Genomic DNA, 25,047 nt, shown 5'->3' with positions numbered 1-25,047 from the left:
CTTCGATACCGCCGCCACCGTCACTGAGCCGATACAAAGGCTCATACGCGCTCGGTCCCGAACGAGTGCCGATGACTACAGGGATTTCGTCCGAACGCGTCGAGCTGTCCGTCGACGGCGAGGACGTTGACATTCACTACCGGACCGGTGGCGAGGGGCCGCCGATGGTGTTTCTCCACGGTATCGGGCTGGACGCCGCGACCGTCTCGTGGCGACACGCGCTGCCCGCACTCGCGCCGGAGCGAACGGTGTATGCGCTTGACCTGCCGGGCCATGGCGACAGTGACAAGCCCGACCGCACGTACACGACCGACTACTATCTTGAGACGCTCTCCGAGTTTCTCGATGTGCTCGCCATCGAGGAACCCGCGCTAGCTGGCCTCTCGATGGGCGGCGCAGTTGCGCTCGGCCACGCGCTTGACGGCGGCCCCGTTGAACGGCTGGTGTTAGTCGACAGCTACGGGCTGGGGGCTGACGCCTACTGGCGAACGGCGGCCAGCAGTGTCTTGCAGACGCCGATACTCGGCAATATGCTCTGGCAGGGCGTGGGGTCGTCCCAATCAGCTATCCGGAACAGTCTCCGAAGCATGGGTCCCGGCGAGCCACCTCAGCAACTGGTCGAAGATGTCGATAGCGCTGTTGACCGACAGACTGTCCGGGCGATGCGGCGCTGGCAGCGCAGTGAGTTCCGGTGGTCTGGCTTCCGGACTGACTACTCCGACCGGTTAGCAGAACTAGACGTGCCGACGATGCTGATTCACGGGGCCGTCGACCCACTGCTGCCCCGTCGATGGTCCGAGCAGGCTGCTGGGACAGTCACTGACAGCACGCTGAAAATCTTCGAGAACTGCGGACACTGTCCGCCGCGGGAACATCCCGACCGTTTCAACCGGGCCGTTCGAACGTTCTGCTGACTATTCTGGCAGGTCGTCGATGAGGACGACCGCTTCGCCGTCGATGACAACTTCGTCGTCTACGAGGACCCGCGTGGTCAGCCGGTACTGCTCGTCGCCGAGGTCCTCAACAATCTCACACTCGGCGGTGAGGCGGTCGCCGATACGGACTGGGTTGTGGAACTCCAGATCCTGTGAGAGGTAGATCGTCAGCCCTGGCAGGCGTGCCAGCGCTGCGCTGATGAGGCTTCCGACGAGCGTCCCGTGGGCGATACGGCCGCGGAAGCGCGTCTGCTCCGCAAACTCGTCGTCAAGATGGAGCGGGTTCGTGTCACCGCTCGCGGCGGCGAACTGCTGCACGTCGTGCTCCGAGATCGTTTTCGTGAAATCGACGTGGTCGCCGACGCCGAGGCGGCCCGGGTGCTCCTCGGAGATCGAGACGTGCCATTCTGGGAGGTCTTCATCCGGTTCGATACGTTCTGCGGGCGTTACGCCGTTTTCCTCCTCCTGCTGGACGCCGAACGCGGCGAACGCTGCCCGGTTAGCTGCGACGACGCTGTTGAACATATGTGACGATGTTTCAGTCCATGTGTCTAACAGCGGGTTTCGTGGCGATTCAGAACTCATCTGTTCTGGTAATTTATTGGTCGGAGTATTAAACCTTGGTGTTAGTTTCGCTTCAGCTGTCGGTATACGCCGTCTAACGGGCGTCAGACGCGTATTTGGGGTTCCAGTTATCGATGCTGCAGGGCGTAGCACGCCCATCGACGCCCCTTAACCGCTAATACCATTCTCTACCATTCAATGGTACTCAATGGTTTTCTGCGGAAGGTTTATATTGTTGAGGAGAGTACATGTAGATGACCGATGGCCGACGAGGATGATGGCCTGATGTGGCCTCCGATGTTCAAGGGGATGCAACAGGCGAGCGAGAATGCGATGGAACAGCAACAGCAGCTGATGAAACAGATGTTCGCCAGCGGTGGCATGCCGAGCTTCGATATGAATCAGCTCGGTGCTATGAGCCAGATGGCGACGTTCAAGACCCGCGTGCAAAGCGGGGGTCGGATCAGTATTCCCGATGCGGAGCGAGAGGCGCTGGGCATCGACGAAGGCGATATCGTTCAAGCCGTCGTCCTCCCGGTCACTAACAACAACAGCGAGTAATCCAACAATGGTAGACTACACAACCCCCGTCGCGACGGCGTTCGAGATGCAGCGCGCAACGATTGAACAGAGCCAGAAGGCGCTCGAACAGAGCGTTTCCTTCCAGCAAAACGTCAACAGCGCGGTTGTTGACAGCCTCGACACACAGGAGTCGGCGCAGCGCCGCGGTGTCGAGCTTCAGCAGACCGCGTTCCACAGCTACCTCGACGCGATGGCGTCGACGATGCCCGGCATGACCGAAACTGTCGAGCAGATCCGCGAGACCGTCGACGAGCAGTTCGACTTCCTGCTCGAAAACCACGCCGAAGTCTTCGACAACATGGAAACCGAACTCGAAGAGGGCGTCGACACCTACGACGAGATGACTGACGAGTACGTCACGGCTGTCAACGATCAGGTCGACATGCTCGTCGAGGCCCACGAGGAACTCGAAGCCCAATCCGTCGAGGCCGCCGAACAGTTCGGCGAGCAAATTGAAGAAGTGCAGGAGCAAGTCGAGGAGATTCAGGAGCAGGTCGAGGAAGTGCAGGCCGAAGCCGCCGACGCTGTCGACGTCGAAGCGTAAGTACGACAGTCGGTTTTTTTGTGCGCCCGCCGCCGAGGTACTATTATGAGTAATACAAACAACATTCAGGAGGAATGGACGGAGATGGTTGAGGAGATGAACAATGCGGTCGCTGACTCGATGGAGCAGAACATGAAGGCCCAGGCGGCCTTCGTGGAGTCGTGGGCCGATGCCGTCGAGGATACAATCCCGGAGCAAGAGAACCTTGCCGATGGGATGGACGGCTACAACCGCGCCTACGAGGAATGGATGGACGCCGCCGAGCAGATGGTCGAACGCTCGACCGACGCCGCACAGGGCGAAGACGTCGACCCGGCCGAGTTCCGTGATATCTGGCTGCAGTCCGCAAACGAGGCGTTCAAGCACGTTATGGGCACCTCGGCGTTTGCGGCCGCCAACGGCCAGCTCGTCGAGTCGATGATGGAGATGCAACAGGAAGCGGACGACCTGAGCCAGGACACACTGGAACAGCTCGGCTTCCCAACGCGCAACGACGTTGACGAAATCGCTGAGCGGCTTATCGAGCTTGAGCGTCGCCAGCACGCGGTCGAACAGAAGCTTGACCGCGTTCTCGAACACCTAGAAGAATAACCATGTCCAGCAACCCCTTCAATCCGTTCGAGGCCGCGCTCAACTGGCAGCGAAAGACGCTGGAGAACATGACTGATGCCGCCGAGACCAGTCAGGTCGCCGACGAGCGACTGGAGCTGATGGAGTCCGTCGACGTCGGCCAGACGCCCAGTAACGTCGTCTACGAGGAGAATAAGCTCGAACTCCTCCACTACGACGCCGAAGCCGCCGGCATCGAGGTGCCCGACGAGGAGAAGGAAGACGTGCCGATACTCATCGTTTACGCGCTCATCAACCGGCCGTACATCCTCGACCTGCAGGAAGAGCGGTCGGTCGTCCGACGCCTGCTTGAGGCGGGCCACGACGTGTATCTCATCGACTGGAACGAGCCGTCGCGGCTTGACCAGCACCTCACCCTCGACGACTACGTCAACCGCTACATGGACAACTGCGTCGACGTGGTCTGCGACCGCTCCGGGCAGGACGCGATCAACATCCTCGGCTACTGTATGGGCGGCACGATGTCGGTGATGTACACCGCACTCCACAAGGAGAAAGTCAACACCCTGGGCCTGATGGCTGCCGGGCTGTGCTTCGACCACACCGGCGGTGTCCTCGAAGAGTGGGGCTCAGAGGAGTACTACTCCCCGCAGGATGTCGTCGACACGTTCGGCAACGTCCCCGCGGATATGCTCGACATTGGCTTCGCGCTGATGGACCCGGTCGAGAACTACGTCACGAAGTACATCCGGTTCGCGGAGAACATGGAAAACGAGGGCTTCGTCGAGAACTTCGGCCGGATGGAGCAGTGGCTCGGTGACGGTATCGACGTCGCCGGCGAGGCCTACGTTCAGTTCCTCGAAGACGTGTATCAGGACAACAAACTCTATCGGAACGAACTGGAACTCGACGGCAAGCACGTCGACCTGGACAACATCGACATGCCTGTCCTCCAGCTCATGGGTGAGTACGACCACCTCATCCCGCCGGAGGCCTCCAAGCCGTTCAATGAGGTCATCGCCAGCGACGACACGCGCACCATCGAGTTCTCGACGGGCCACATCGGCCTCTCGGTCTCGTCGTCGACCCACGCCGACCTCTGGCCCGAGGTCGCCGAGTGGTACTCGGAGCGCAGCACGGGGGGCGAGGAAGTCGATATTGAGGTCGAATCTCCCGAAGTGGCTGCAGACGACGCGGCGGACCAGTCGGAACTCACCGATATCGACGTTGACGCGACTGACGACGTCGATACCGATGCTACCGAGGATGAAGACGATGCAAACGACGAATCAGCCGATGTCGACAGCGTCTCCGGTATCGGCCCGACCTACGCTGACCGACTCCACGACGCTGGCGTCCACAGCGTTGCGGACCTGGCTGACTACGACGCGGCCGAACTGGCCGATATCGCTGAGACCACCGAGTCCCGTGCGCAGGACTGGCTCGACCAGCTGTAATCCGGCGCTGTTTTTCTGTTTCCCGCTGCACGGCTAGTCATGCGCGTTTCCGTTATTGGCGGCTCGACAGTCACCGACGAACAGTACCAGCAGGCACGCGAGGTCGGGCGACGACTCGGTGAGCATGGCCACGATATCGTCTGTGGCGGCCTCACCGGCGTGATGGAGGCGGCCTGTCGGGGTGCAAGCGAGGCCGGCGGTCACACTGTCGGTATCCTCCCTGGCGAGCGCCGGGCCGCCGCAAACGACTACGTCCAGACCGCCATTGCGACGGGACTCGGAAACGCCCGCAACGCTCTCGTCGTAATGAACGGCGCGGCCGTTATTGCCGTTGACGGCGGCACTGGGACGCTCTCAGAACTCGGCCATGCCCTCGACATAGGCCGACCGGTTGCCGGGCTCGGAACACACCGCCTCGATAGCCCGGTGGCCGACGCCATCGAACACGTCGACACTCCCGCCGAGGCCGTCGAACACGTCGTGTCTGCCGTGCAGTAGCCGCCGTTTTAGTCGAGTAGCCGCCGCAGTACCGCCGCAACAACGAGGTTCCCAACGCCAAGCAGCCTGACCCGGCGACGGGCCCCATCCTGCGGCGTGAACTCAACCGACAGCACCCAGCGATAGCCCAGCCGCGCCAGCGACAGTAACAGCCCCGGAACGAGTAGATGGAGTACGCCCGCTAGTGCCGCTCCGATCCACAGTAGCTGCCGTTCGGTCCGTGTCAGGTCCATATTGAGTCAACGTGCTGCGCCGGTTTGACCGTGGCGTCTGCCTTCGAAATGTGTGTTCTGGGAGACCCTTCGAAAACCCAAATAGCGTCGTCACTGCCCCGGACTGAAAATGGAAAATATAGAACCGCGGTGATTGTCGCTCGAATCGACGAGTAGGGCAAACATCCGGCGCGCGAAGCGCGCCGGTTCAATCGCAGCGAGTGACTACCGCGCCGCGAAGCGGCGCGACAGGAACGAGCCGCGATTTTTCCCCACGTTTTTGCCTGAACGAGCGCCGCGAAGCGGCGCGAGTGAAGTGCAAAAAGTGGTTTTACATCATGCCGCCCATACCGCCGCCCATGCCGCCCATGCCGCCGCCCATTCCGCCGGGCGCGCCGCCTGGGCCGCCAGGTCCGCCTTCGTCCTCGTCGTCGTCGCCCTGGCCACCCTTGAGGTCGCCAGCAGCGATGACGTCATCGATGCGGAGGATCATGACGGCTGCTTCGGTTGCGCTTTCGACGGCTTGGGTCTTGACACGGAGGGGCTCGACGACGCCGTCCTCTTCCATGTCGACGACCTCACCGGTGTAGGCGTCAAGCCCGGAGGTGACTGCGCCACCGTCGTGCTTGCTGCGGAGGTCGACCAGCGAGTCGATCGGGTCGAGACCGGCGTTCTCCGCGAGGGTGCGCGGGATGACGTCGATGGCGTCGGCGAAGGCTTCGACGGCGAGCTGTTCGCGCCCACCAACTGAGTCAGCGTGGTCACGCAGGCCGAGTGCGAGCTGCGTCTCGGGGGCACCGCCGCCGGGCAGGACCTTGCCGTCCTCCAGCGTGGCGGCGACGACGCCGAGCGAGTCTTCGATGGCGCGCTCGACTTCGTCGACGACGTGTTCGGTGCCGCCGCGGAGAATCATCGTGACAGCGCGGGCGTCCTCGACGTCTTCGACGAAGATGCGCTCGTCGCCAGCGATGTCCTTCTGGGCAACGGAGCCGGCGAAGCCGAGGTCGTCGGCTTCGATGTCGTCGATGTTCGAGATGATGCGCGCGCCGGTCGAGCGCGAGAGCGCTTCGATGTCGGACTTCTTCGCGCGGCGAACAGCGAGGATGCCTTCCTGTGCGAGGTAGTGCTGGGCCATGTCGTCGATGCCCTTCTGGCAGAAGACGACGTCAGCACCGGCCTCGGCGAGCTGGTCGACCATTTCCTTGAGCTGTTCCTCTTCCTGGTCGAGGAACTGCTGGAGCTGGTCGGGGTCGGTGACGTTGACTTCGGTGTCGAGCTCCGTTTCCGGAACCTCGATGGCCGTGTCGAGCAGGGCCACGTCGGCGTCCTCGACGGCGAACGGCATGTTGTCGTGGACGCGTTCCTTGTCGACGATGACGCCTTCGACGAGTTCGGACTCATCGGTTGCGCCGCCGACGACGGTTTCGATCTGGATGTTGTCGGTGTCAACACTGCCGTCGTCGTCGACGACGGACTGTGCGGCGCGGACGACGAGCTCGGCGAGGACGTCCTTGGAGGACTCCGCGCCCTTGCCGGTCATCGCGGTCGCGGCGACCTTTTCGAGGGTCTCCGTGTCGTCGGCGTCGACGTCGATGGCGTTGTCTTCGAGGATTTCCTTGGCTTTCTCGGCGGCCTGGCGGTACCCCTGAGCCAGGATGCTGGCGTGGATGTCCTGGTCGAGGAGTTCCTCGGCCTTCGAGAGGAGTTCGCCGGCCATGACAACCGCCGTGGTCGTGCCGTCGCCCACTTCGTCTTCCTGGGTCTGGGCGACCTCGACGATCATGTTGGCGGCGGGGTGCTCGATGTCCATCTCATCAAGGATGGTGACGCCGTCGTTCGTGACGACGACTGAGCCCGAGTTGTCGACGAGCATCTTGTCCATGCCCTTCGGACCCAGAGTCGTCCGAACGGCCTCGGCGACGGCCGTCCCGGCCGTGATGTTCATCGACTGCGCGTCCTTTCCGGATGTCCGCTGGGACTCCTCGGAAAGTACAATCATGGGCTGGTTGCCCATCTGCTGTTGAGCCATAGTCAAACGATGATTGAATGTGATTCTATATAAATGCTGTGGTCACAACCGCCATATCGCCTTACTGCATGCCACACTCGACGGTGTGATACTACCTAACGTGGGTGGTTTATATACCCGCTCAGGAACGCTCAGCGGCCCATTCCGAACCGCCGGTGGCGCAACTCCGGCGTAATCTGGATGCGGGAGATGTCCTGTCCGGTCCGGTACCAGACGAACGCCGCCCTTGTGAACAGTTCACGACACTCGATGCGGACTTCCCGAGGATTGCCATCGGTCCGCTCGTGGATGTCTTCGATTGCGGCCCGGGTGAACAGGTCCGGGGCCTGTCCTTCGTAGGGTTCGTCTCGGAAGTACGCCAGCGAGCGGGCGGCGTACTCGGCTACGTCGTCCGGCGAAAACGGGTCGATACCCTCATAATATCGTAGTCGGGAGTCGAGTGTCCCGCGGATCTCCGCCACCCGCCGTTTCCCTTCCGGTGTGCCGGTGAGGAACAGCCGAACGCCGGCGTCACCGGCCACCTGCAGCGGCGACAGCAGGTCCGCCTCAAGCACCTCGATCTCGTCGACGACCAGCAGGAGCGTTTTCTCGTCCTCGCGCACGCGACGGACGATCTCGTGGACGGCGTCTTTCGCTTCAGCGGTCGCCCACGGAATCCCGTCGCGGACCTGCGAGTAGTTGCGCTGATCGATGGAGTAGCCCGCGGCGTAGGCGGCTGTCAGCACCGTCTGGTACAGTTTTCGGGGCGTCGTCTCGCGTGGGTTGTCCAGATGCGTGATGACAAAACCCTCGTGTTTCGAGAGGTCCCGCAGCACGATTTCGCGGAAGGCGGTCTTTCCGGTGCCGTAGGGACTCACTAACCCGATGTGCTGGTCCTGCAGGAGCCACGACGTGACCTGGTTCAGCATCTCGGTGTCGTGACGGACGTACAGCGGCTCGGGCATATGGTCCAGGCCGGCTTCCTCGGTAAACGGGAGGTCGGTCACGGTGTCGGCCGTGCCGCCCAGCGCCTCACCGAAGGCTAGCAGCCGCTGTTCGACCTCCTGTAGCTGGTCCAGTAGCACGCCGGCGGCGGCGCTCTCGGCACGTTCTTCGTCTTCGGACCGGAGCGATTCGAGTCGGTCCATTACCTCCGAGACCGACTGTCCCGCGCCGCTGGAACCCGGTTGCTCTGTGTCGTCCACCACGGCTATCTCTCTCAGCCTTACCCGTCCGGCGCGTTATATGTTACGCCCCGAATTTCGAGGAAGATACCGTGACCTGTCCGTCCTACCTAGAACGGCAGTGGAAACGGAACCGAGCCGTAGGCGTACCCTTCCATGCTGCCGTCCGGTCGAGCGCGGAACACGATAGTCGGCGAGTACCCCACGTCTGGCTGTTCGCCGTAGACCCGACGCCAGTCGTCGTCCGGGAAGGAACTGCAGTCCACCACGAGGACCGCACCGGGGTGGGCCGCTAGCTGGTCGCGTGTCTTCGCATCGCCGGACGCCTTCACCGCGCCGACGGCAGTGTCGACCTGCCGCCGGGACGGCGGCCGCGGGCGAGTGACCTCGACGAGTGTGTCTTCGACCCGGAAGTCGACGGAGTGTCCCGAGTCCAGTTCGACCTCGGGGGTGATGTCGTTGCCCGCGTCGACGAGCAGTTTGGCGACGTTGAACTCGCCCATCGTTGCCCGCATCCGCGACAGGTCAAAGCCCTCGCTGGTCCCGAGTTTGCTCGCCATCGTGTAGCGATAGTCGTCCAGTGCGCCGGTCGCGAGGAAGTCGTCGTAGAACGCCAGCCCGTTCGCTCGATCGGCGTCGGGGAAGCCGCCGGCGTGCTCCCGGAAGAACGTCCGTGTCGACTCCCGGCCGTCCTTGGAGAGAAACACGGGCAAGAAAAAGTGCGCCAGCGTCTCGTACTCGGTGAGCCACGGGTCTTCCACCTCCAACTGTGCGAACAGTTCACGCTGGACCCACTCGCTAATCTCGTCGGGCACCTCGTCGAACGTGTACTTCTCCGTCCGCCACAGCGTCTCCGGTGTCTCCGTATTTCCGACCCAGTACGCCCGCTGGCCGTTCCAGCAAAACAGCGCCAGGTCGCCGTTGTCCATCTCCAGTCGTCGCGCAGCCCACCCCTCCGGCGGGGCGAACCACGGCCCGTTCATCGTCGCACCGAAGGTGTTCTGCAACGGTGTCAGCAGGTCTGTCCGGACCCGCTTCTCGCTCCATCGCTCGTTCGACCGTCGCAGGCGTAAGGGACCAGCCACAGGGTCGTGTAGACGGTCAGTGGTCTTGGGCGTTCCGCCCTATCGGAACACCCCTGTTCGGCCCGCTCGACTGCTCTGTCGCCTGTATGGTGCGGTTTCTGGAACCACCGTTACATTGATAATCACTAGCAGCCAAGCTTTACCGTGGTAATCTATGTCGATGGGAGCGTACGACGACGACGAACACGAACGCCGTGAGCGCAAGAACAGCGAGGTCGAACTGTCGGAAGACGACGACCGGAGTACATACCACGGGAGCGTCGACTACGACGGTGACGAGTCGACAGAAGAGCTGCTCGACCAGTTCAAGCAGATTAACTCCGACTGACTGCGGTCGTTCTCGACCGGTAGCGCAATAGTCCGACAGAGACGGCTGTCACGGCAGTCACGGCTATCACATGGCCGACCAGCGCCGCGAGCAGCACCGGCTGGTCGAGCACGAATGGCACGAGCACGAGCTGGAGGACGCCAAAGCCCCATATCTCTAAGTCGGCCCGCATGAACACCCGTGCCGTCTCGGGGTCGAACCGGTAGCGAGCCGACCGCCACAGGCCCGTGACGCTGGCCCACCAGCCCGTCCCGATGCGGTAACTCACGTCCCAGAGGATGAGCAGCGTTAGATACACGACCAGTACCGGCGGCTCTGGCCCGAATAGCCGGCCCAGTAGCGGCATCGAGCTGACCTGTGGGTCGAAAACGAACAGATGGGTGAGTAGCGCGATGTACGCGAGGACGGACAACACGACTTCGACGTTCGAGGCGAACAGCAGTGCACGGTAGGTCGGCGGCACGTCGATACGCCGGATGAGCGTGCTGATGCGGAGCATCTCTGCGCTCCCGATGGTGGCGACGAACACGACGACCGTGCCAGCGATTGCGGCGCTCCAGACCTCGTAGTACCACGACAGGGCGATGATGGCGACCTCGAAGATGAGGAGCTGAATCGCCATCGCTGCCCACGTCGGCAGCCGGATTCCCGGCAGTGCGCCGATGATGCTCTCGTACACCCACGTCTCGCCGTACTCGGGACGGGCGCTATCCCCGCTCATCTGCCCGCACCACCCGTGGCCGCGGCCGCCCGTGCTGCGTTTCGACTCCGTGGCTCGCTGAGGGCTAGCTTGACCGCATCCCCGAACGATGTCGGGGCAACGGAGAACTGTGCCTGAGCGGCCTCGGTGTCCGCGACCACTGGCGTCTTCAGCCCGTGGATGAGCGGCCGGGCGACGCTCGATGGTACGTCGGTCAGTAGACCGACCCAGTACGCGGACAGCTTCGGCGTTAACACCGGTATCGGCACGATTTTCGGCTCGCCCGTGCCCATGATTCGCCCTGTCCGCCGAAGTATCTCCGCGTAGGTCAGTACCTCCGGCCCGCCGATTTCGTACGTTTCGCCGGCTGTTTCGGGTGTGTCGAGCACGTCGATGAGGTACACGATGACGTCGTCGATAGCGATGGGGTGGCAGTCGGTCCGGACCCAACGCGGCGTCACCAGCACTGGCAGCCGCGTCGCTAGCTCGCGTATCATTCGAAAGCTGGCCGAGCCCGCGCCGATGATGATGGCCGCCCGGAACGTCGTCAGGTCGGACGCTCCTTCTCGGAGAATAAACTCGACCTCACGGCGTGACCGGAGGTGCTTGGACAGCGTCTCGTCCTCCTCGCCGAGGCCGCCGAGGTAGACGACCCGGTCGACACCGGCCTCGTCAGCCGCCTGACGAAAGTTCCGCGCTGCCCGCCGGTCCCGCTCGGCGTAGTCGCTCCCGGCACGCATCGAATGGACCAGATAGTACGCGACGTCGACCCCCGCGAGGGCGGCGTCGAAACTGCCTGCGTCGAGTAGGTCACCCGCCGCCACGTCGATGCCGTCGGGCGGGTCGTACTCGCTCGGGTCGCGAACGAGCGCCCGGACGCTGTGGCCGGCCGCGAGGAGCGCCGGGACGAGATGGCTCCCGACGAACCCCGTCGCACCGGTCACGAGCACATGCATACCCTTCCTGCAGGACGGGAGGGGGTTAAAACCGTGGCCTGTTCGTGTCGCTCGTCAGGACTGTCGAACGAGCGGCTCGTACCAGTCGCGGTTGTCGCGATACCAGTCGATGAACTTCGCGACGCCCTCCCGGATGGTGTGGTCCGGATCGTAGCCGAGCAGTTCCTCGGCACGGTCGGTCGCAGCGTGGGTGTGTTCGGCGTCGGCGTCGTGGCGTTCCTCGTAGATCAGGTCGAGGTCCGGGTCGATCTGGTCGCGGATCTCCGTCGCGAGCGTCTTGATCTCGATGTTGTCCGTCGACCCGATGTTCACGGCCTTCCCGTCGGCGGCGTCCTCGTGGAGCAACGTCATGTTCGCGTCGATGACGTCCTCGATGTAGGTGAAATCTCGCGTTTGCGTGCCATCACCGTAGATAACCGGGGGCTCGCCGTTGTGACACCGGGAGACGAAGTTCGATATCGCCATGTTCGGGCGCATCCGGGGGCCGTAGACGGTGAAATAGCGAAGAGCTACGGTAGAGAGGTCGTACACCTCACTGTAAGCGCAGGCGTACCGCTCGGCGGCGAGCTTTGACGCGCCGTAGGGCGAAACAGGCGTCGTGGGGTGTTGCTCGTCGTAGGGCAGGTACTGTGGCTTCCCGTAGACGGAGGAGGAGGAAGCCATCACGAACCGTTCGATGCCCTCGTCACGGCAGGCATCGAGGAGGTTCAGCGTGCCGTCTACGTTGACCTCGTCGTACTTGCGGGGGTTCTTGACGCTCGGGCGGACGCCGGCCTGGGCGGCTTGATGGTAGACGTAGTCGGCGTCGGCGACGAGATCTGTGACCAGCTCCGCGTCACGTACGTCGCCCTCGATGAACTCGTAGCTCCCGTCGCTGTTCCGGGCGGCCTCCTGCCCGGCATCGACGTTGTGTTGCTTGATATCCAGATCGTAGAACGGGTCGCGGTTGTCCAGCACGATGACATCGTGGCCGTCGGCGGCGAACCGCTGTGCCAGGTGACCGCCGATGAACCCGGCACCCCCTGTGACCAGTATTTGCATTATTTGGATGGTACCCATCGGACGACAAAAGTATGCCGAGAGTTACTCGGCTGAACTGTTCGAAGGAGCTAGCTACCTTGAAGTGTATACAGTGCATAAAATTTGGATAATGGCCTCCAGAGCCTGCGACGGGTGCGATACGAACGTTTCGATAGCTGGCGGCATCGCCAACATCTGGTCGCAGGAGTCCAGACCGACCGAGGGCATCGTTCTCGAACTCGGCGACGGCACGGAGCATTTCCTCTGTTATGACTGCATCGACCAGTTGCCCGACGACCGGGACGTGACTGCAGCGGACGTGGCCGCACTCTAACGTCGTCACGTCTCCCGCTCGGATCTTGGCGTCCACTGCGTCACGCGCTCGTCGATTCTGAGATGGCCGTCGCGCCAGCGAACGTATGCCAATATCAGAAGCCCTCCGATGACAGCAAAGACAGTGAAGACGACCCCTTCTTCGCCGACCCATCGAGGTGGACCGACGATCTCGACGGCGAGCAGTTCGGGGGTTTGTTGTGAGTGGCCGAGACCGAACACCGCGCTTTGGGTAAAGTTGTACCAGACGTGAAAGCCGATCGGGAGCGCGAGGTCGCCGGTGAGTACGTACGCACCGCTCAAGACGAGTCCGGCGAGTAGGTAGTAGCCGTACTGGCTCGGGTGATCGATCTTCCCGCCGTGCAGGAAGGCGAAGACGAGCGCACTCAGGAGCACCGCGAGCCCGACCGCCGCCCACCGCGGGACCAGTTCATCTGTCCCCTCGGCGAGGTTTTTCAGCATCGCACCGCGGAAGACGACTTCCTCCCACGCCGACGCGAGGGCGACGTACGCGAAGACGACGCCCATCGCCGGCAGAAACGGGAGGTCCCCGGATCCCTCCGCGATCCCGACGACCGTGGCCCAGCCCGCACCGACAGCGACGGCGAGCGCGCCGGCGTTGATGACGGTCGCTATCGCGCCGCCGACGGCGAACGACTGCCACCAGCGGCGGTCGAGTGACAGGCCGTACTCGCCGACGGATCGACGGTCGAGGAGCCGAGCGCTGACGAACACTGTGGCGACGAGAATTGCCCCGATCCCGGCCGCTTCGATCGGTTCTCGGACAGGGTGTGCGAACCGGGCTCGAACGACGGACTGTAGCGCCGCGAGGGCCAGAAACGACAACACCGCCGGAAGCACTGCACGCAGCAGCGCTCTGACCCTCCTGTCTGCACTGTTCCAGACCGGCCAGCGGAGTCCCGAGGCGGCCCGCTCGGCCATGCTCGCGGTCGCTTGGCTGTCTCTTTGCTCCGGTGAATTCGGTGACATAGATGGACTGCCGGCCGGAGCAGACGTATCATCGCGGGCACCGCTTCCGGGTTGGAAGCCGGTGAGACTTTTTATTGTACTCCGCTCGCTGGATCGACTATGGACGCGGTCGGCGACGACGAACTGCTCGCGCTACTCGAAGACGAGTACGCGCGGGCCATCATCGCTGAACTCACCACCGGACCGATGTCTGTCTCTGAACTCTGTACGGCCTGCGAGATGTCTGATCCGACGGCGTACCGCCGCCTCGACCGACTGGAGGCCGCCGACCTTGTCGCCGAACGGCAGGCCGTCGACCCTGATGGCCATCACTACAAGCGCTACGTCGCGACCGTCGAGGACGTGACGGTCACGTTCGCCGACGGGACGTACGACATCGCTGTCACGCGGTCCTCGCAGGACCCGGCAGACCGATTCACTGACCTGTTTGAGGGGCTGTCCTGAGATGCTCGCGACACTACTACAGATACGCACGGGCTGGACCGATACGGGTATCGCGCTGGCCGTTATCGCGCTTTCGCTTGTCACAGTTGCACTCTCGGCCGCCATCGCCGTCGTCTTGATCCGTGGCTACCGCCGCGGCCCCGGCCGAACCGGCATGCTGACCCTCGCTGTCGGGCTTCTCCTCCTCACGACTGTCCCGGAAACCCTCCGTATCGTGCTCCCCACGGCCACTGCCGTCGGTACCGTCGGGCGCTCGCTCCTCGTGAGTGCCTGCGAACTGTCCGGACTCGGAACGATTCTCTGGACCGTTTACGGCGGTGAGTCGTCGTGACGGTGGCCCTCGACTTGCTTGCGCCGGATCTCGTCGCGGAACTCTCGCGGGCCCTGACAGCCGCTGTCGGACTGTTCGTCGCATCGCTGGCCTATCGCGGCTATCGGCGCAACGACGCGTCGAAGATGCGATGGCTCGCCGTTGGTATCGCGTCGCTGACTGCCGGCGTTTACGCCGCTGTCACCGTCGCTGACTGGGCGGGTGCCGGAGAAGGGGTCGTGTTACTCGTCAGGGGTCTCGTGACTGTCGCAGGGCTCTGTGCCGTGCTGTACGCGCTGCTCGTCGAGTGAGCGTCAATAAGAACAAGTGTCAGATACGGTCGCTGATCGACCGGAAATCTGCCTTAGTTGCGGACGACGTTCGTCGCGCGGGGGCCCTTGTCGGCCTGTTCGATGTCGAATTCGATTTCCTCGCCTTCTTCGAGGTCAGGGCCGCCAACGTCTTCCATGTGGAAGAAAACGTCATCGTCCGCGTCCTCAGTCGAGATGAAACCGTAACCGCCTGTGTCGTTGAAGAAATCAACCTTACCGTTTGCCATTGCAAATATACGTACAGGGGGTATATGTATAAGCGTTCCGAGAGTGCCAGTACCACGACCGTGTGGCTGTGAACACGACTCACGCTGTCGTCACGGATAGCTGCTGACGCACACCCGGCGACAAGAAAGGTTTAGGCCGCCTCGTCCGTTGCTTTCTCGCGTGTACCCCGCACGGATTACCGACGAGTTCCCGGCCCCGTCCTACCGGGGCAACCAGAAGCAGGCTCTGGCTGATATCCGTGCGGCCTTTGAGCGCGGCAAGGACGTTGTCCTCGTTCGCGCACCGACCGGTAGCGGCAAATCGTTGCTCGCTCGGGCCATCGCCGGGTGTGCCCGGACTGCCGGCGATGCCGCCGCTGAACAGGTCATCGACGCCTACTACACCACGCCACAGGTCTCGCAACTTGACGATGTGGCTGAGGACGCCCTGCTGGAGGACCTCTGTGTCATCCGCGGGAAGAACAACTACGACTGTATCCTCCCCGGTGAGACTGACACGCCGGTGAATCAGGCCCCGTGCGTGCGCGAACGGAAGTTCGATTGTCAGGTCAAGCACCGCTGCCCGTACTTCTCGGACCGTGCCATCGCCTCGAACCGGCGCATCGCTGCGATGACGCTGGCGTATTTTATGCAGACCGCTGGCAGCGACGTGTTCGGCAAGCGCGACGTGGTCGTCATCGACGAGGCCCACGGTCTGGGCGAATGGGCGGAGATGTACGCCACTATTGACCTCTCGCCGCAGTCCATCCCGATGTGGAACGATATCGACGTGCCTGACATCGACGGGCTAGACGAAGCCGTCGCCTTCACCGAGCGCGTTGAACATCTCGCCGAACGCCGCGTGAAGGAACTACGAAAGAAGGCGGAACTCACCGGTGAGGAAGTCGCCGAGCGGGACTCGTTGAACACGCTCCGGCAGGACCTCGGGTGGTTCCGCGAGGACTACACCGACACCGAGAGCGCGACCACGTGGGTCGTCGACCAGGCCGACGGCGAGCACGCACCGGTGACGATCAAGCCGATGAACCCGGAGCGATACCTCAAACACACCGTCTGGGACCGTGGCAATCGCTTTGCCCTGTTGTCGGCGACCATTCTCAACAAGGAAGCGTTCTGTGCTAACGTCGGTCTCGACCCGGATAACGTCGCACTCGTGGAAGTCGGCCACACCTTCCCCGTCGAGAACCGTCCGTTGTACAACGTCGCTCAGGGGAAGATGACCTACGAGCACCGCGACGACACGCTGCCGGACATCGCCCGCACTATCGTGCGTATCATGGCCCGGCACACGGACGAGAAGGGACTGATTCACTGCCACTCGTATGCTATTCAGGAGCAACTGAAGACCCTCCTTGACGACTTCGGCGTCGGCGCTCGCGTCCGCACCCACGACAAGGAGGGTCGAGACGGAGCGCTGTCCGCCTGGAAGCGCAGCGACAACCCCGACGTGTTCCTTTCGGTGAAGATGGAGGAAGCCCTCGACTTGGAGGGCGACCTCTGTCGCTGGCAGGTGCTGTGCAAGGCTCCCTACCCCAACACTCGCGATTCCCGCGTCGCCCAACGGCTCGAAGACGACCAGTGGGGCTGGTACTACCGGACTGCGCTGCGGACGGTCATTCAGGCCTGTGGCCGTGTCGTCCGTGCGCCTGACGACTACGGCGCGACCTACCTCGCGGACTCGTCGCTGCTTGACCTGTTCGAGCGCGCGGAACACGACATGCCCGACTGGTTCCGTGCCCAGGTCGATCGCCTTTCCGAGCCCGATCTGCCGCGGTTCGCGCCGGACCAGGCGCTCTCGGCGCTCAGCTCGGGCACGAAACGCCGGCACGACCGCTCGCGGTCGCGGTCCGGGAACGGAAATCACCCGCTTTCGGACGTGTGGGACTAACGGCCACGCCGCCGACGCCCGGTAGACACGACCGATGTCTATCACGTGTTCGCTGGCGGAACTGTTCATCGTGGCCGGTGTGACCCTCGAATCCGGATGTTTCGACTAAACATAATTTTTTAATGACATCCACTAGACCAAACGGCATGGACGACCTCCCCGCGGATGCGGTCTATGACTTTCGGCGTCCCACGGATGTCGCGGTCTCTCCGGACGGCGAGTACGTTGCCATCGTCGTCTCCGAGGCCGCCCCTGCAGAAGACGAATTCCTCCAGTCTGTCTTCGTCGTGCCTACCGACGGCAGTCGCGACCCACATCGGTTGAGCCGTGCCTCAGGTGCCTGGAACGTCGAATGGTCGCCTGACGGGTCACAACTGGGTATGGTGATGGTTCGTGACGACGACCTGGTACTCCGCGTCGGTCGCGATAACGATGGCGAGCTTGGCGAATCGGACACTGAGACGGACGACGAGACGGCCGAGGCGAACGACCCTGGCGCCGACGATGGACCCAAACCGCAGGTCTGGGTGTACGACCTCGAACTGGGTGGTGACGCACGACAGGTGACCCAACAAGAACACGGCGTTCGTGACTTCGACTGGGGACCGGCGGGCGAACGGCTCGTCGTATCGGCGCGCGACCCGACGGACGAGGAACAGGCATACCTCGAACAGCGCCAGGAAAACGGCCCGATAGAAACTGAACGCCTCCAGCACAAGTTCGACGGCGAGGGCTGGCTCGATACGGTGACGACCTACCTGTTCGTCGTCGATGTCGACACACGCCAAGAGCACCGTCTCGACGACGCCCACGGCGGCGGGATATTCGAATCGATGTTCGGTCTCCAGCCCGCCTGGCACCCGACGGACGACCGAGTCGCCTTCTGTGCGTACCACGGCGAGAACGGCGACGATACGAACGTCTATGATGTTCACATCGCCGACATCGAGAGCGATGAGGTCGAACAGGTGACTTCAGGGGAGTACTCGGCGGTTGAACCGACCTGGAGTCCCGATGGCGAGCGCCTCGCGTTTGGTGCACAAAACCCCGAGAACCCGTACGTACCCGGTGACGTCTGCGTGGCCGAGGCCCCGGACGACTACCGCGTCGTCACCGCGGACCTCGACCGAACGATTAGCCGGCCTGGCGCACCGACGTGGGTAGACGATACGACACTGCTTGCGAGTATCGGTGACAAAGGGTGGACCAGATTCGTTCGCCTCGACGCGACGGGCGGCCACGAACGTGTCTTCGACCGACAGCGAAACGACGAAGCACACCGCCAGTTCGACGTCGGTGGCGGAACGGTCGCGGCAGTTCGAAGTCATTCTTCAGAGGGGGTGGATGTCTACGCAATGCCCGTCGACGGACTCGACGTCGATGATGACGGGCCAGACCCGCGGCGGCAACTCACTGCACTCAACGATGGCGTCCTTGCGGAGTATGCGCACCCGGAGACGACCCGGCTCACCGTCGAAAGTGACGATGGGATCGAGGTCGAATGTATCGCCCACCACTCCCCGGAGTTCGATCCGCTCGATCCGGACCCTCGTCCGACGCTGTTGTGGATCCACGGTGGCCCGATGGCCTACGACGAGCCGAATTTCGATCTCAGTACGAGCTTCTGGACGACGCGCGGGTATCTCGTCTTGCACGTCAATTACCGGGGCTCGACCTCTTACGGTCGGTCGTTCTGTGAATCGTTACGTGGAGCCTGGAACGGCGTCGAGGTTGAGGACCTGCTCGCAGGCGTCGACGCAGTGGTTGAGCGCGGTTGGGCGGACCCCGACCGACTCTTCGCTGGTGGGTTCTCCCAGGGCGCTGTCAACACTGCATATCTCGTTACCCGCACTGACCGATTCGCCGCAGGTCTCGCCGAACATGGCATCTACGATATGCGCTCGGTGTTCGGTACCGACGACTCCCACAAGTGGTTCGAACACGATTACGGCGTCCCCTGGGAGAACCCCGATGCGTACGAGGCGGCTTCGTCGATTACCGAAGTCGACGACATCGAGACCCCGCTGCTTCTCACCGCCGGTGGAGAGGACTGGCGCTGTCCGCCGACCCAGTCCGAGCAACTGTACCGTTCGCTCAAGAAACGTGACGTCGATTCGAAGCTCGTCGTCTACCCCGACGAACACCACAACGTCGGTGACCCAGACCGGGCGATACACCGCCTCGAAACGCTTGATGAATGGGTTGCCCGATTCGACCCCGGTCGGGAGGGAGGCGGTGCCGCGACCGAAGATTCGGCTAGCGACGCTCTGTGACCACCGACCCGGGCGCTTCCGTACCGTCCATCGGACACATCCGCTTTCGGACGTGTGGGACTAAAAGAAGGCGAAGGCTAATCCGTAGACCACTGACGACCCGACCATCAGGCCGACGAGGATTATGCTGATAATCTGCTGTCTGTTCATGCCCTCTTCTTGAGGACTCGCCTAATTAGGCGTTACGACCATTTGTTCGTCGTGCGTTACTTGCTCTCTATCCTGGACTGCTTGGCTAAAGACACCCTACCGTACCCGAGCGTCCACGACGACGTGGGCGACGCCTTCGCTGTACTCCTTGACGCGCCGGGTGTCCAGAACTTCGACATCCCGGTCGGCTTCGGCGGCAGCCGCTTCTAGCCGTTCTATCGGGCGGTCGAACACGAGCGAATCTGGTGTCGCTTCGTGCATGTGGAGGACGCCGCCGGGCGCGAGCGCGTCAAGCGCGCTGTCGAGGTACTCGTGTGCCTCGTAGTAGCCCATCACGACTCGGTCGGCGCGCCCCTCGCTGGCAAAGCCCGGCACGACATCTCGACAGTCAGCCCGATACGGGTGTACGCGCTCGTCCACGTCGTTCAGCATGACGTTCTCGACCAGAAAGCGAAACGCCGTGGGATTGCGCTCGACGGCGGTGACCTGTGCGCCGGCGCGAGCCATCGGGAGTGTGAAATAGCCGATGCCGGCGAACATGTCCAGTACGCGCTCGCCGCCCTCGCTCGCGGCTTCACCGCTCGCCCGTTCCGAGGGCCTGGTCCCCCGCTCCTCGCTGACGATTTCGCCCATCCGCGCCCGCTCGGCTTTGTTGCCGGGCGAAAACATCACTTCTGCGAGGTCCATCGCGTAGCGCGTGCCGTGTTCGGTGTGGACCGTCTCGGTGTCGCCGTCGCCGGCGATGACCTCGACGCTGGGTTCGCGATGCTCGCCGGAGATGCCGTGGCGGGCTAGCACCGTCTCGGCCTCGCCGTGAAGCGCCAACAGCGCGTCGCCGACTTCTGCTGGCCGGGGGCTGTCGCCGATGTCGACCAGCACGACGGAGCCAAGGACGGCCCAGGAACTCGGGGCGGCATCGATTTCCGCGTCGGTCCAGCCGCGCTCCCGGAGGTGGTCGTCGAGCGTTCGGAGGCGGCGCTTCCCGACCTGCCGGACGACCTCCCGGAACTGCGTCTCCTGTGGTGGGGCCGTCACCGGGACGGCGACGCTGTCCGCGGTCCACTCTGTCACACTTCTGGAGTCGTCGTAGACGCCCTCGGCTTGCAGGGACTCGATAGCGACCTGTGAGCGAGGTTTGTGGACAACGACGGCTAGCTGCTGGTCGTCCGCTGTCTCCGTGTCCTCACTCATCGGTATCCGCGTCGGCATCGGGGAGAATGTGCAACCCCGCATGACTCTTCAGCACCGGCACCTCGTCGGCGTCGGTGTCGAGATAGTCCGGTCGGGGGACGGTCTTGCTCTCGAAGGTCTCGGGATCAAGCACCTGGACGGCATTGGCGTCCTCGACGGCGACGAGAGTCGTCGTCTGGGCGTCCTCGCGGAACCCCAGCCGCCGGGCGTCGGGGGTCTCGCCGTCCTCGAAACTGGCTTCGTAGTCCTCGCCGGTCGCCAGACGGACGCCCTTGAGGTTCCCCTGGACCGAGCGGACCAGCACCGGCCCGTCGCCGTCCTCCGGGTCGATTACCTCGCCCTGTCGATAGCGGGGCAGGCGGACGGCGTAGGTCATCCGGTACAGCTCCTGACCATCCTCGTCCTCGGAGATGAGACGCCGCGAATCGGAGTACGAGCCGCCGAGCTGGGCGGTGATGCGCTTGGCGATGCCCAGCCCCATCTGATTGGTCGAGATCTTCATGTCCAGCCCGTCGTCGACGGACTTGGTCTCGGTAATGAATGCGTTGCGGTCGCCCGTTTCCTCACGGGCGGCGATGTACTCCTCCGCGATCTCCTCGGCGCGCTCTCGCTCGTCGTCGGTCGGATCGCGGCTGTCGGCCCGCACCTGCACGATACTGGCGAAGGAACCGCCGGCGATTTTCCCACAGCGCTTGCACGTCTGCCGGGAGATGCGAACGGGGACGGTGACCTCCTCGGTAACCGGCGTCTCGCGGATGACACCGGAGAACTCCGCGTGCATCCGGATGTTGTTCTTGTCGAGTTGCTCGGGAGCGACCTGCCAGGCGACCGACTGTGCGTCGACGTGGATACCCAGTGCTTCGCTGACCTGCTCGACGGCGATGTCCGTGTAGTCCTCTGCGCCGATGTCGACCCAGCGGTTCCCCTTGTGGACCGCGCCACACCGTGAACAGACCCGCACCTGAATCGTGTCGGGGGCGTCCACCAGGTCGAACTCCTCGAAGTAGCAGGCGTCACAGAGGACGTGCTCGGAGTTGCGCTGGCCGCCAGCACCCGCAAGCTCCGGGCGCTCGTCAGTGCCCTCCGGTATCTCGTCACCGCAGCGTGGACAGAACTCTCCCGACCGGCTCATTACTGGTCTTACTGTACTGACCCGTTTAAGCCGTGTGTTCCGCCACCGCGGTCGGCCGCCGCCGGCAGGCTCGGGACTGCTCTCAATTACTCGCCCGTGAGAGTTGGCGCTGCAACGTCGGCGTCGACGGCCTCACGCCAATCGTGTTCGGGCTCCCAGTCCAACAGCCCCTGTGCTTTCGCCGTCGAGAGCGCCGACTGATCGCCGTCCAGCTTACACTCCGCGGGACGCTCATTCCACTGCTCCTTGACGAGTTCAGCCGTCGGCCGGCCGACGTAGTTCTCGGCGGCGGCGACGTTGAACGCCTCGTGCCCGCCGAGGTCGGCATCGAGCGCTGCCGCGACGGCCGTCGCCACGTCGCGCACGTCGACATACGACCAGCAGTTACCCGCGCCGTCGGCGAGGTCGCCCGTGGCCACGTCCCGACAGTTGTACTCGCCGGGGTACTGAATCCACGACGGCCGTATCGAAGCAACGTCGACGCCGTCGCGCCGGGTGACCATCTTCGCCACCTCTTCGCCGGCGACCTTCGACGTGCCGTACGGGTCCTCCGGCGCGGTCGGATGGGATTCGTCTATCGGGAGATACGCCGGGAGCGGCGTTTCCTCGGCGAAGGCCAGCCCGTAGGCGCTCTCGGAGGACGCCCAGACGACGTCTGCGCCCGCACGACCTGCGGCGTCAATGACGTTGTACGTCGCCGAAACGTTAGTGTCGAACACTCGCGTGCCCGCGTGGCGCTCCGGTGCTGGCAACGCAGCCCAGTGGACGACGGCGTCCGGGTCGATCTCGCTAAAGAGGTCCCGGACCTCCACTCCTTCAGTCACGTCAACAGCCTTGAAATCAATGTGCTCCCGCGTCGGAATTTCCCAGCCGGGGTGGTCACGGTCCACGCAGACGACGTGATACTCACCGGCGAGGTGGTCGCAAATCCAGCGCCCGGAGCGTCCGCGCCCACCAGTGACGACGACTGTGTCGGTCATGCATCCGATTGTTGTCCGGAGAGTAAATGCGTGTGGACAGCTGCCCCGTTGACGGCTCCTCTGGCTCTGCCGTGTGGCGCTTTCCCACGATAGCGAGGTTTTAGAGTGTCGACCGTCTATCAAGGGTATGGAGTGGCAAACAGACTGGGGGCTCCGTGGCCGGATGGCCCTGACGATGTTCCTGCTGTTCGCGCTGTACATCGTCTTCCTTGGAGCGCTCACGCTGTATTTCAGCAATCTCGCACTCATCGTGGTTGTCATGGGACTGTTCCTCGGCGCACAGTTCTTCTTCAGCGACAAGCTCGCCCTGTACTCGATGGGGGCCCGGACGGTCGAACCGGAGGAGTATCCGGAACTCCACCGGACCGTCGACCGCCTGGCCCAGCAGGCCGACCTCCCGAAGCCGAAGGTCGCTGTCGCCGACTCGCGGGTGCCCAACGCCTTCGCCACCGGCCGGTCGAAGAGTAGCTCGGCCGTCTGCGTGACGACGGGCATCATGGACACGCTGGACCAGGACGAACTGGAGGGCGTCATCGCGCACGAACTGGCCCACATCAAGAACCGCGACGTGATGGTGATGACTATCGCGTCGTTCCTCTCGACTATCGCCTTCCTCATCGTCCGGTGGGGCTGGCTGTTCAGCGGCGGCCGCGAACGCGGCGGCCAGCAGGTGCCCGTCATCGTCGCCATCCTCATCTCGCTGGTCGTCTGGGTCATCTCGTTCCTCCTGATCCGGACGCTCAGCCGCTACCGCGAGTACGCCGCCGACCGCGGCGGCGCGATGATTACCGGCAAGCCCGCCGCCCTCGCGAACGCACTGATGAAAATCGACGGTCGGATGGACAAGGTCCCCAAGGAGGATATGCGCGACCAGGCGGAGATGAACGCCTTCTTCATCATCCCCATCAGCGTCGGCTGGATCGGGCGTCTGGCTAGCACTCACCCCTCGACCGAGAAACGCATCGACCGTCTACAGGACCTCGAACGCGAACTCGAAAGCCGCTAGCAATAGTTGGCTTTTTGACTGACAGGTATGAAGGAGTGTGCCGTCTCGCAGTAGCTACTGTATAGAGCCAGAAAGTCCCGCCCGTAAGCGGTTGGTCAATCCAGGCTGGGTGGGGCTTTCCGGCTGTTAGAACAGTTGTCCTTGTCTTCGGACACAACCACATCAACTAGTCGAGACGCAAACCACCTTGGTCCCGGGCCCATAGAGACTGTTATATGGGACTGCTCGACGGACTCAAAAGCGTTCTTGGGGTGAAAGCCGAGGCCGACGCAACACGGGATGCCGACCCCGACGACCTGTTCGGGATGAGTACCGCCTACATCACGATGGAGGCCGATCTGGGGTACGAACCGACCGGCGAGGCAGCGCTGTGTTTCGCCGATGTCGACAGTACGGACTTTCAGGATGCCATCGACGAGGTCGAATCCATTCTCGACGCCGGGATGGTCGAGACGGGAACGCGGGCGACATTCGAGACCGACGACCACGGCTATCAGTGGGTCGTGCTGCACGACGACGACTTCGAGGACCTGCTCACGTCGATCCACTTCGCGGCGGACACGCTCGTCGAGCGCCGCTACGGGTCCCGTCTGCTTGCGGCGCTGTTCTCGTTCGAGGACGCGCGCAGCGACCAGACCGTCTACTGGGTGTACTCCTTCCGCCGGGGCGCGTACTACCCGTTCGCGCCGGACCCACACGACAGCCACGAGCGCAACACCTCCGCGGAGTTCAAACTGGACAGCAACCTCAGTGACGAGATCACCGTCGAGGACGACAAGGAATACTGGTATCCGCTGTGGCCGGACCGCCCCGGCTACCACCCCTGGGAGTGAGATGGCTGACGACGGCGTCGCTGTCGGTGACCACATCCAGCCGACCAAGCCTGGCCGCGACAGCCGCGTCCCCGACAGTGTTTATCGCGTCGTCGGTACGGACGATGATTCCGTGACGCTGCTGGTAGTCGGCGATGCGGCCGGCCATCGGGTCTACACTGGTGAGGTGGTGACTGTCGCTCACGGGACCTCGACACGTTCGAGCCCGCCGAGAACCCGGACGCAAGTCGCTCATTTGCCACACGCATTCTCTCACAGCTTGCCGGCCTCCGGTGGTCGCTCTGGCTGTTTTGGCGCTCAATCCGCTCTCGGCCG

28 protein-coding genes are annotated in these 25,047 nt (G+C 63.3%); 15 read left to right on the top strand and 13 right to left on the bottom strand.

Annotation, left to right across the window (positions count from 1 at the left end; translation table 11 throughout):
* Positions 1–71: 71 nt before the first annotated feature.
* Positions 72–914, top strand: coding sequence for an alpha/beta fold hydrolase (locus tag AV059_RS06840; RefSeq protein WP_058993313.1), 843 nt, complete (start codon positions 72–74; stop codon positions 912–914).
* Here AV059_RS06840 and AV059_RS06835 read toward each other — a convergent pair whose 3' ends face one another.
* Entirely contained in the window at positions 915–1,460 is a 546-nt protein-coding gene (locus tag AV059_RS06835) for a MaoC family dehydratase (RefSeq protein ID WP_079990738.1), read from the bottom strand.
* Positions 1,461–1,760: 300 nt separating this feature from the next.
* Here AV059_RS06835 and AV059_RS06830 point away from each other — a divergent pair, with 300 nt between their 5' ends.
* From AV059_RS06830 to AV059_RS06810, 5 genes are read left to right on the top strand one after another with little or no spacing between them, the layout of a single operon-like run.
* Entirely contained in the window at positions 1,761–2,060 is a 300-nt protein-coding gene (locus tag AV059_RS06830; RefSeq protein WP_004960320.1) for an AbrB/MazE/SpoVT family DNA-binding domain-containing protein, read from the top strand.
* A 7-nt stretch (positions 2,061–2,067) separates the two neighbouring features.
* Positions 2,068–2,625, top strand: a complete 558-nt coding sequence (locus tag AV059_RS06825) for a hypothetical protein (protein WP_058993308.1) — start codon at positions 2,068–2,070, stop codon at positions 2,623–2,625.
* 45 nt (positions 2,626–2,670) lie between these two features.
* A complete protein-coding gene (locus AV059_RS06820) occupies positions 2,671–3,216 on the top strand; it encodes a poly(R)-hydroxyalkanoic acid synthase subunit PhaE (protein ID WP_058993306.1) in 546 nt (181 codons plus the stop codon).
* Between the two features lie 2 nt (positions 3,217–3,218).
* A complete protein-coding gene (gene phaC, locus AV059_RS06815) occupies positions 3,219–4,652 on the top strand; it encodes a poly(3-hydroxyalkanoate) polymerase subunit PhaC (RefSeq protein WP_058993304.1) in 1,434 nt (477 codons plus the stop codon).
* A 39-nt stretch (positions 4,653–4,691) separates the two neighbouring features.
* Positions 4,692–5,150, top strand: a complete 459-nt coding sequence (locus AV059_RS06810) for a TIGR00725 family protein (RefSeq protein WP_058993302.1) — start codon at positions 4,692–4,694, stop codon at positions 5,148–5,150.
* 8 nt (positions 5,151–5,158) lie between these two features.
* Here the strand turns inward: AV059_RS06810 and AV059_RS06805 are convergent, their stop codons facing one another.
* The 4 genes from AV059_RS06805 to AV059_RS06790 form a co-directional block, all read right to left on the bottom strand.
* A complete protein-coding gene (locus AV059_RS06805; protein WP_058993300.1) occupies positions 5,159–5,383 on the bottom strand; it encodes a hypothetical protein in 225 nt (74 codons plus the stop codon).
* Positions 5,384–5,693: 310 nt separating this feature from the next.
* Positions 5,694–7,376: a thermosome subunit alpha gene (gene thsA / locus AV059_RS06800; protein WP_049939188.1), complete on the bottom strand. Its 1,683-nt coding sequence runs from the start codon at positions 7,374–7,376 to the stop codon at positions 5,694–5,696.
* A gap of 146 nt (positions 7,377–7,522) precedes the next feature.
* A complete protein-coding gene (locus AV059_RS06795) occupies positions 7,523–8,518 on the bottom strand; it encodes an AAA family ATPase (RefSeq protein ID WP_058997495.1) in 996 nt (331 codons plus the stop codon).
* Between the two features lie 146 nt (positions 8,519–8,664).
* A complete protein-coding gene (locus tag AV059_RS06790) occupies positions 8,665–9,639 on the bottom strand; it encodes a DUF5784 family protein (RefSeq protein ID WP_058993298.1) in 975 nt (324 codons plus the stop codon).
* Between the two features lie 154 nt (positions 9,640–9,793).
* Between AV059_RS06790 and AV059_RS22320 the strand changes: the two genes are divergently transcribed.
* Positions 9,794–9,967 (top strand): DUF5786 family protein, encoded by a 174-nt coding sequence (locus tag AV059_RS22320; RefSeq protein WP_004960301.1) that lies wholly within the window; start codon positions 9,794–9,796, stop codon positions 9,965–9,967.
* On the opposite strand, the gene AV059_RS06785 is transcribed toward AV059_RS22320, so the two are convergent.
* Genes AV059_RS06785 through AV059_RS06775 form a run of 3 tightly spaced genes read right to left on the bottom strand, consistent with a single transcriptional unit; the run spans position 9,954 to position 12,664 of the window.
* Positions 9,954–10,688: a hypothetical protein gene (locus tag AV059_RS06785; RefSeq protein WP_058993296.1), complete on the bottom strand. Its 735-nt coding sequence runs from the start codon at positions 10,686–10,688 to the stop codon at positions 9,954–9,956. The genes AV059_RS22320 and AV059_RS06785 overlap by 14 nt on opposite strands.
* Positions 10,685–11,623, bottom strand: coding sequence for an NAD(P)H-binding protein (locus tag AV059_RS06780; protein WP_058993294.1), 939 nt, complete (start codon positions 11,621–11,623; stop codon positions 10,685–10,687). The genes AV059_RS06785 and AV059_RS06780 overlap by 4 nt, the downstream gene beginning before the upstream one ends.
* Before the next feature lie 54 nt (positions 11,624–11,677).
* The gene (locus AV059_RS06775) at positions 11,678–12,664 is read right to left on the bottom strand and encodes an SDR family oxidoreductase (RefSeq protein ID WP_058993292.1); all 987 of its coding nucleotides are present in this window, start codon (positions 12,662–12,664) and stop codon (positions 11,678–11,680) included.
* A 109-nt stretch (positions 12,665–12,773) separates the two neighbouring features.
* Between AV059_RS06775 and AV059_RS06770 the strand changes: the two genes are divergently transcribed.
* On the top strand, positions 12,774–12,977 hold the full coding sequence (locus AV059_RS06770; protein WP_058997493.1) for a hypothetical protein: 204 nt from the start codon (positions 12,774–12,776) through the stop codon (positions 12,975–12,977).
* Between the two features lie 5 nt (positions 12,978–12,982).
* Here the strand turns inward: AV059_RS06770 and AV059_RS06765 are convergent, their stop codons facing one another.
* Positions 12,983–13,966, bottom strand: coding sequence for a CPBP family intramembrane glutamic endopeptidase (locus tag AV059_RS06765; protein WP_058993291.1), 984 nt, complete (start codon positions 13,964–13,966; stop codon positions 12,983–12,985).
* 99 nt (positions 13,967–14,065) lie between these two features.
* Between AV059_RS06765 and AV059_RS06760 the strand changes: the two genes are divergently transcribed.
* The 3 genes from AV059_RS06760 to AV059_RS06750 are packed head-to-tail and all read left to right on the top strand — an operon-like array spanning position 14,066 to position 15,031.
* Entirely contained in the window at positions 14,066–14,410 is a 345-nt protein-coding gene (locus AV059_RS06760; RefSeq protein WP_058993288.1) for a winged helix-turn-helix domain-containing protein, read from the top strand.
* Position 14,411: 1 nt separating this feature from the next.
* Positions 14,412–14,741: a hypothetical protein gene (locus tag AV059_RS06755; RefSeq protein WP_058993286.1), complete on the top strand. Its 330-nt coding sequence runs from the start codon at positions 14,412–14,414 to the stop codon at positions 14,739–14,741.
* Positions 14,738–15,031 (top strand): hypothetical protein, encoded by a 294-nt coding sequence (locus AV059_RS06750; RefSeq protein ID WP_058993284.1) that lies wholly within the window; start codon positions 14,738–14,740, stop codon positions 15,029–15,031. The genes AV059_RS06755 and AV059_RS06750 overlap by 4 nt, the downstream gene beginning before the upstream one ends.
* Before the next feature lie 53 nt (positions 15,032–15,084).
* Here AV059_RS06750 and AV059_RS06745 read toward each other — a convergent pair whose 3' ends face one another.
* Positions 15,085–15,279: a cold-shock protein gene (locus AV059_RS06745; RefSeq protein ID WP_004516469.1), complete on the bottom strand. Its 195-nt coding sequence runs from the start codon at positions 15,277–15,279 to the stop codon at positions 15,085–15,087.
* A gap of 160 nt (positions 15,280–15,439) precedes the next feature.
* On the opposite strand from AV059_RS06745, the gene AV059_RS06740 reads away from it, so the two are divergent.
* Together AV059_RS06740 and AV059_RS06735 are read left to right on the top strand one after the other, a co-directional pair.
* Complete coding sequence (locus AV059_RS06740; RefSeq protein WP_058993282.1) at positions 15,440–17,167, top strand: ATP-dependent DNA helicase; 1,728 nt, start codon at positions 15,440–15,442, stop codon at positions 17,165–17,167.
* Between the two features lie 146 nt (positions 17,168–17,313).
* Positions 17,314–19,440, top strand: a complete 2,127-nt coding sequence (locus tag AV059_RS06735) for a S9 family peptidase (protein WP_228841762.1) — start codon at positions 17,314–17,316, stop codon at positions 19,438–19,440.
* 246 nt (positions 19,441–19,686) lie between these two features.
* On the opposite strand, the gene AV059_RS06730 is transcribed toward AV059_RS06735, so the two are convergent.
* From AV059_RS06730 to AV059_RS06720, 3 genes are all read right to left on the bottom strand, one after another.
* Complete coding sequence (locus AV059_RS06730; protein ID WP_058997491.1) at positions 19,687–20,781, bottom strand: class I SAM-dependent methyltransferase family protein; 1,095 nt, start codon at positions 20,779–20,781, stop codon at positions 19,687–19,689.
* Positions 20,774–21,913, bottom strand: coding sequence for a 60S ribosomal export protein NMD3 (locus AV059_RS06725; protein ID WP_058993278.1), 1,140 nt, complete (start codon positions 21,911–21,913; stop codon positions 20,774–20,776). Before AV059_RS06725 ends, AV059_RS06730 begins: the two co-directional genes overlap by 8 nt.
* Positions 21,914–21,999: 86 nt before the next feature.
* On the bottom strand, positions 22,000–22,893 hold the full coding sequence (locus AV059_RS06720; RefSeq protein ID WP_058993276.1) for an NAD(P)-dependent oxidoreductase: 894 nt from the start codon (positions 22,891–22,893) through the stop codon (positions 22,000–22,002).
* Positions 22,894–23,020: 127 nt separating this feature from the next.
* Between AV059_RS06720 and htpX the strand changes: the two genes are divergently transcribed.
* Together htpX and AV059_RS06710 are read left to right on the top strand one after the other, a co-directional pair.
* Positions 23,021–23,899, top strand: a complete 879-nt coding sequence (gene htpX / locus AV059_RS06715; protein WP_058993274.1) for a zinc metalloprotease HtpX — start codon at positions 23,021–23,023, stop codon at positions 23,897–23,899.
* Positions 23,900–24,114: 215 nt separating this feature from the next.
* On the top strand, positions 24,115–24,732 hold the full coding sequence (locus AV059_RS06710) for a hypothetical protein (RefSeq protein ID WP_058993271.1): 618 nt from the start codon (positions 24,115–24,117) through the stop codon (positions 24,730–24,732).
* Positions 24,733–25,047 lie beyond the last annotated feature (315 nt).

The organism is Haloarcula sp. CBA1127, assembly GCF_001485575.1.
Classification (GTDB): domain Archaea; phylum Halobacteriota; class Halobacteria; order Halobacteriales; family Haloarculaceae; genus Haloarcula.
This window is presented reverse-complemented; position numbering and strand designations above follow the sequence as displayed.

What these genes read in the sequence shown, in the direction of transcription:
- AV059_RS06840 (WP_058993313.1), top strand. Translation starts at nt 72, where the DNA reads ATGACTACAGGGATTTCGTCCGAACGCGTCGAGCTGTCCGTCGACGGC.
- AV059_RS06835 (WP_079990738.1), bottom strand. Translation starts at nt 1,460, where the DNA reads ATGTTCAACAGCGTCGTCGCAGCTAACCGGGCAGCGTTCGCCGCGTTC.
- AV059_RS06830 (WP_004960320.1), top strand. Translation starts at nt 1,761, where the DNA reads ATGGCCGACGAGGATGATGGCCTGATGTGGCCTCCGATGTTCAAGGGG.
- AV059_RS06825 (WP_058993308.1), top strand. Translation starts at nt 2,068, where the DNA reads ATGGTAGACTACACAACCCCCGTCGCGACGGCGTTCGAGATGCAGCGC.
- AV059_RS06820 (WP_058993306.1), top strand. Translation starts at nt 2,671, where the DNA reads ATGAGTAATACAAACAACATTCAGGAGGAATGGACGGAGATGGTTGAG.
- phaC (WP_058993304.1), top strand. Translation starts at nt 3,219, where the DNA reads ATGTCCAGCAACCCCTTCAATCCGTTCGAGGCCGCGCTCAACTGGCAG.
- AV059_RS06810 (WP_058993302.1), top strand. Translation starts at nt 4,692, where the DNA reads ATGCGCGTTTCCGTTATTGGCGGCTCGACAGTCACCGACGAACAGTAC.
- AV059_RS06805 (WP_058993300.1), bottom strand. Translation starts at nt 5,383, where the DNA reads ATGGACCTGACACGGACCGAACGGCAGCTACTGTGGATCGGAGCGGCA.
- thsA (WP_049939188.1), bottom strand. Translation starts at nt 7,376, where the DNA reads ATGGGCAACCAGCCCATGATTGTACTTTCCGAGGAGTCCCAGCGGACA.
- AV059_RS06795 (WP_058997495.1), bottom strand. Translation starts at nt 8,518, where the DNA reads ATGGACCGACTCGAATCGCTCCGGTCCGAAGACGAAGAACGTGCCGAG.
- AV059_RS22320 (WP_004960301.1), top strand. Translation starts at nt 9,794, where the DNA reads ATGTCGATGGGAGCGTACGACGACGACGAACACGAACGCCGTGAGCGC.
- AV059_RS06785 (WP_058993296.1), bottom strand. Translation starts at nt 10,688, where the DNA reads ATGAGCGGGGATAGCGCCCGTCCCGAGTACGGCGAGACGTGGGTGTAC.
- AV059_RS06780 (WP_058993294.1), bottom strand. Translation starts at nt 11,623, where the DNA reads ATGCATGTGCTCGTGACCGGTGCGACGGGGTTCGTCGGGAGCCATCTC.
- AV059_RS06775 (WP_058993292.1), bottom strand. Translation starts at nt 12,664, where the DNA reads ATGCAAATACTGGTCACAGGGGGTGCCGGGTTCATCGGCGGTCACCTG.
- AV059_RS06770 (WP_058997493.1), top strand. Translation starts at nt 12,774, where the DNA reads ATGGCCTCCAGAGCCTGCGACGGGTGCGATACGAACGTTTCGATAGCT.
- AV059_RS06765 (WP_058993291.1), bottom strand. Translation starts at nt 13,966, where the DNA reads ATGTCACCGAATTCACCGGAGCAAAGAGACAGCCAAGCGACCGCGAGC.
- AV059_RS06760 (WP_058993288.1), top strand. Translation starts at nt 14,066, where the DNA reads ATGGACGCGGTCGGCGACGACGAACTGCTCGCGCTACTCGAAGACGAG.
- AV059_RS06755 (WP_058993286.1), top strand. Translation starts at nt 14,412, where the DNA reads ATGCTCGCGACACTACTACAGATACGCACGGGCTGGACCGATACGGGT.
- AV059_RS06745 (WP_004516469.1), bottom strand. Translation starts at nt 15,279, where the DNA reads ATGGCAAACGGTAAGGTTGATTTCTTCAACGACACAGGCGGTTACGGT.
- AV059_RS06735 (WP_228841762.1), top strand. Translation starts at nt 17,314, where the DNA reads ATGGACGACCTCCCCGCGGATGCGGTCTATGACTTTCGGCGTCCCACG.
- AV059_RS06730 (WP_058997491.1), bottom strand. Translation starts at nt 20,781, where the DNA reads ATGAGTGAGGACACGGAGACAGCGGACGACCAGCAGCTAGCCGTCGTT.
- AV059_RS06725 (WP_058993278.1), bottom strand. Translation starts at nt 21,913, where the DNA reads ATGAGCCGGTCGGGAGAGTTCTGTCCACGCTGCGGTGACGAGATACCG.
- AV059_RS06720 (WP_058993276.1), bottom strand. Translation starts at nt 22,893, where the DNA reads ATGACCGACACAGTCGTCGTCACTGGTGGGCGCGGACGCTCCGGGCGC.
- htpX (WP_058993274.1), top strand. Translation starts at nt 23,021, where the DNA reads ATGGAGTGGCAAACAGACTGGGGGCTCCGTGGCCGGATGGCCCTGACG.
- AV059_RS06710 (WP_058993271.1), top strand. Translation starts at nt 24,115, where the DNA reads ATGGGACTGCTCGACGGACTCAAAAGCGTTCTTGGGGTGAAAGCCGAG.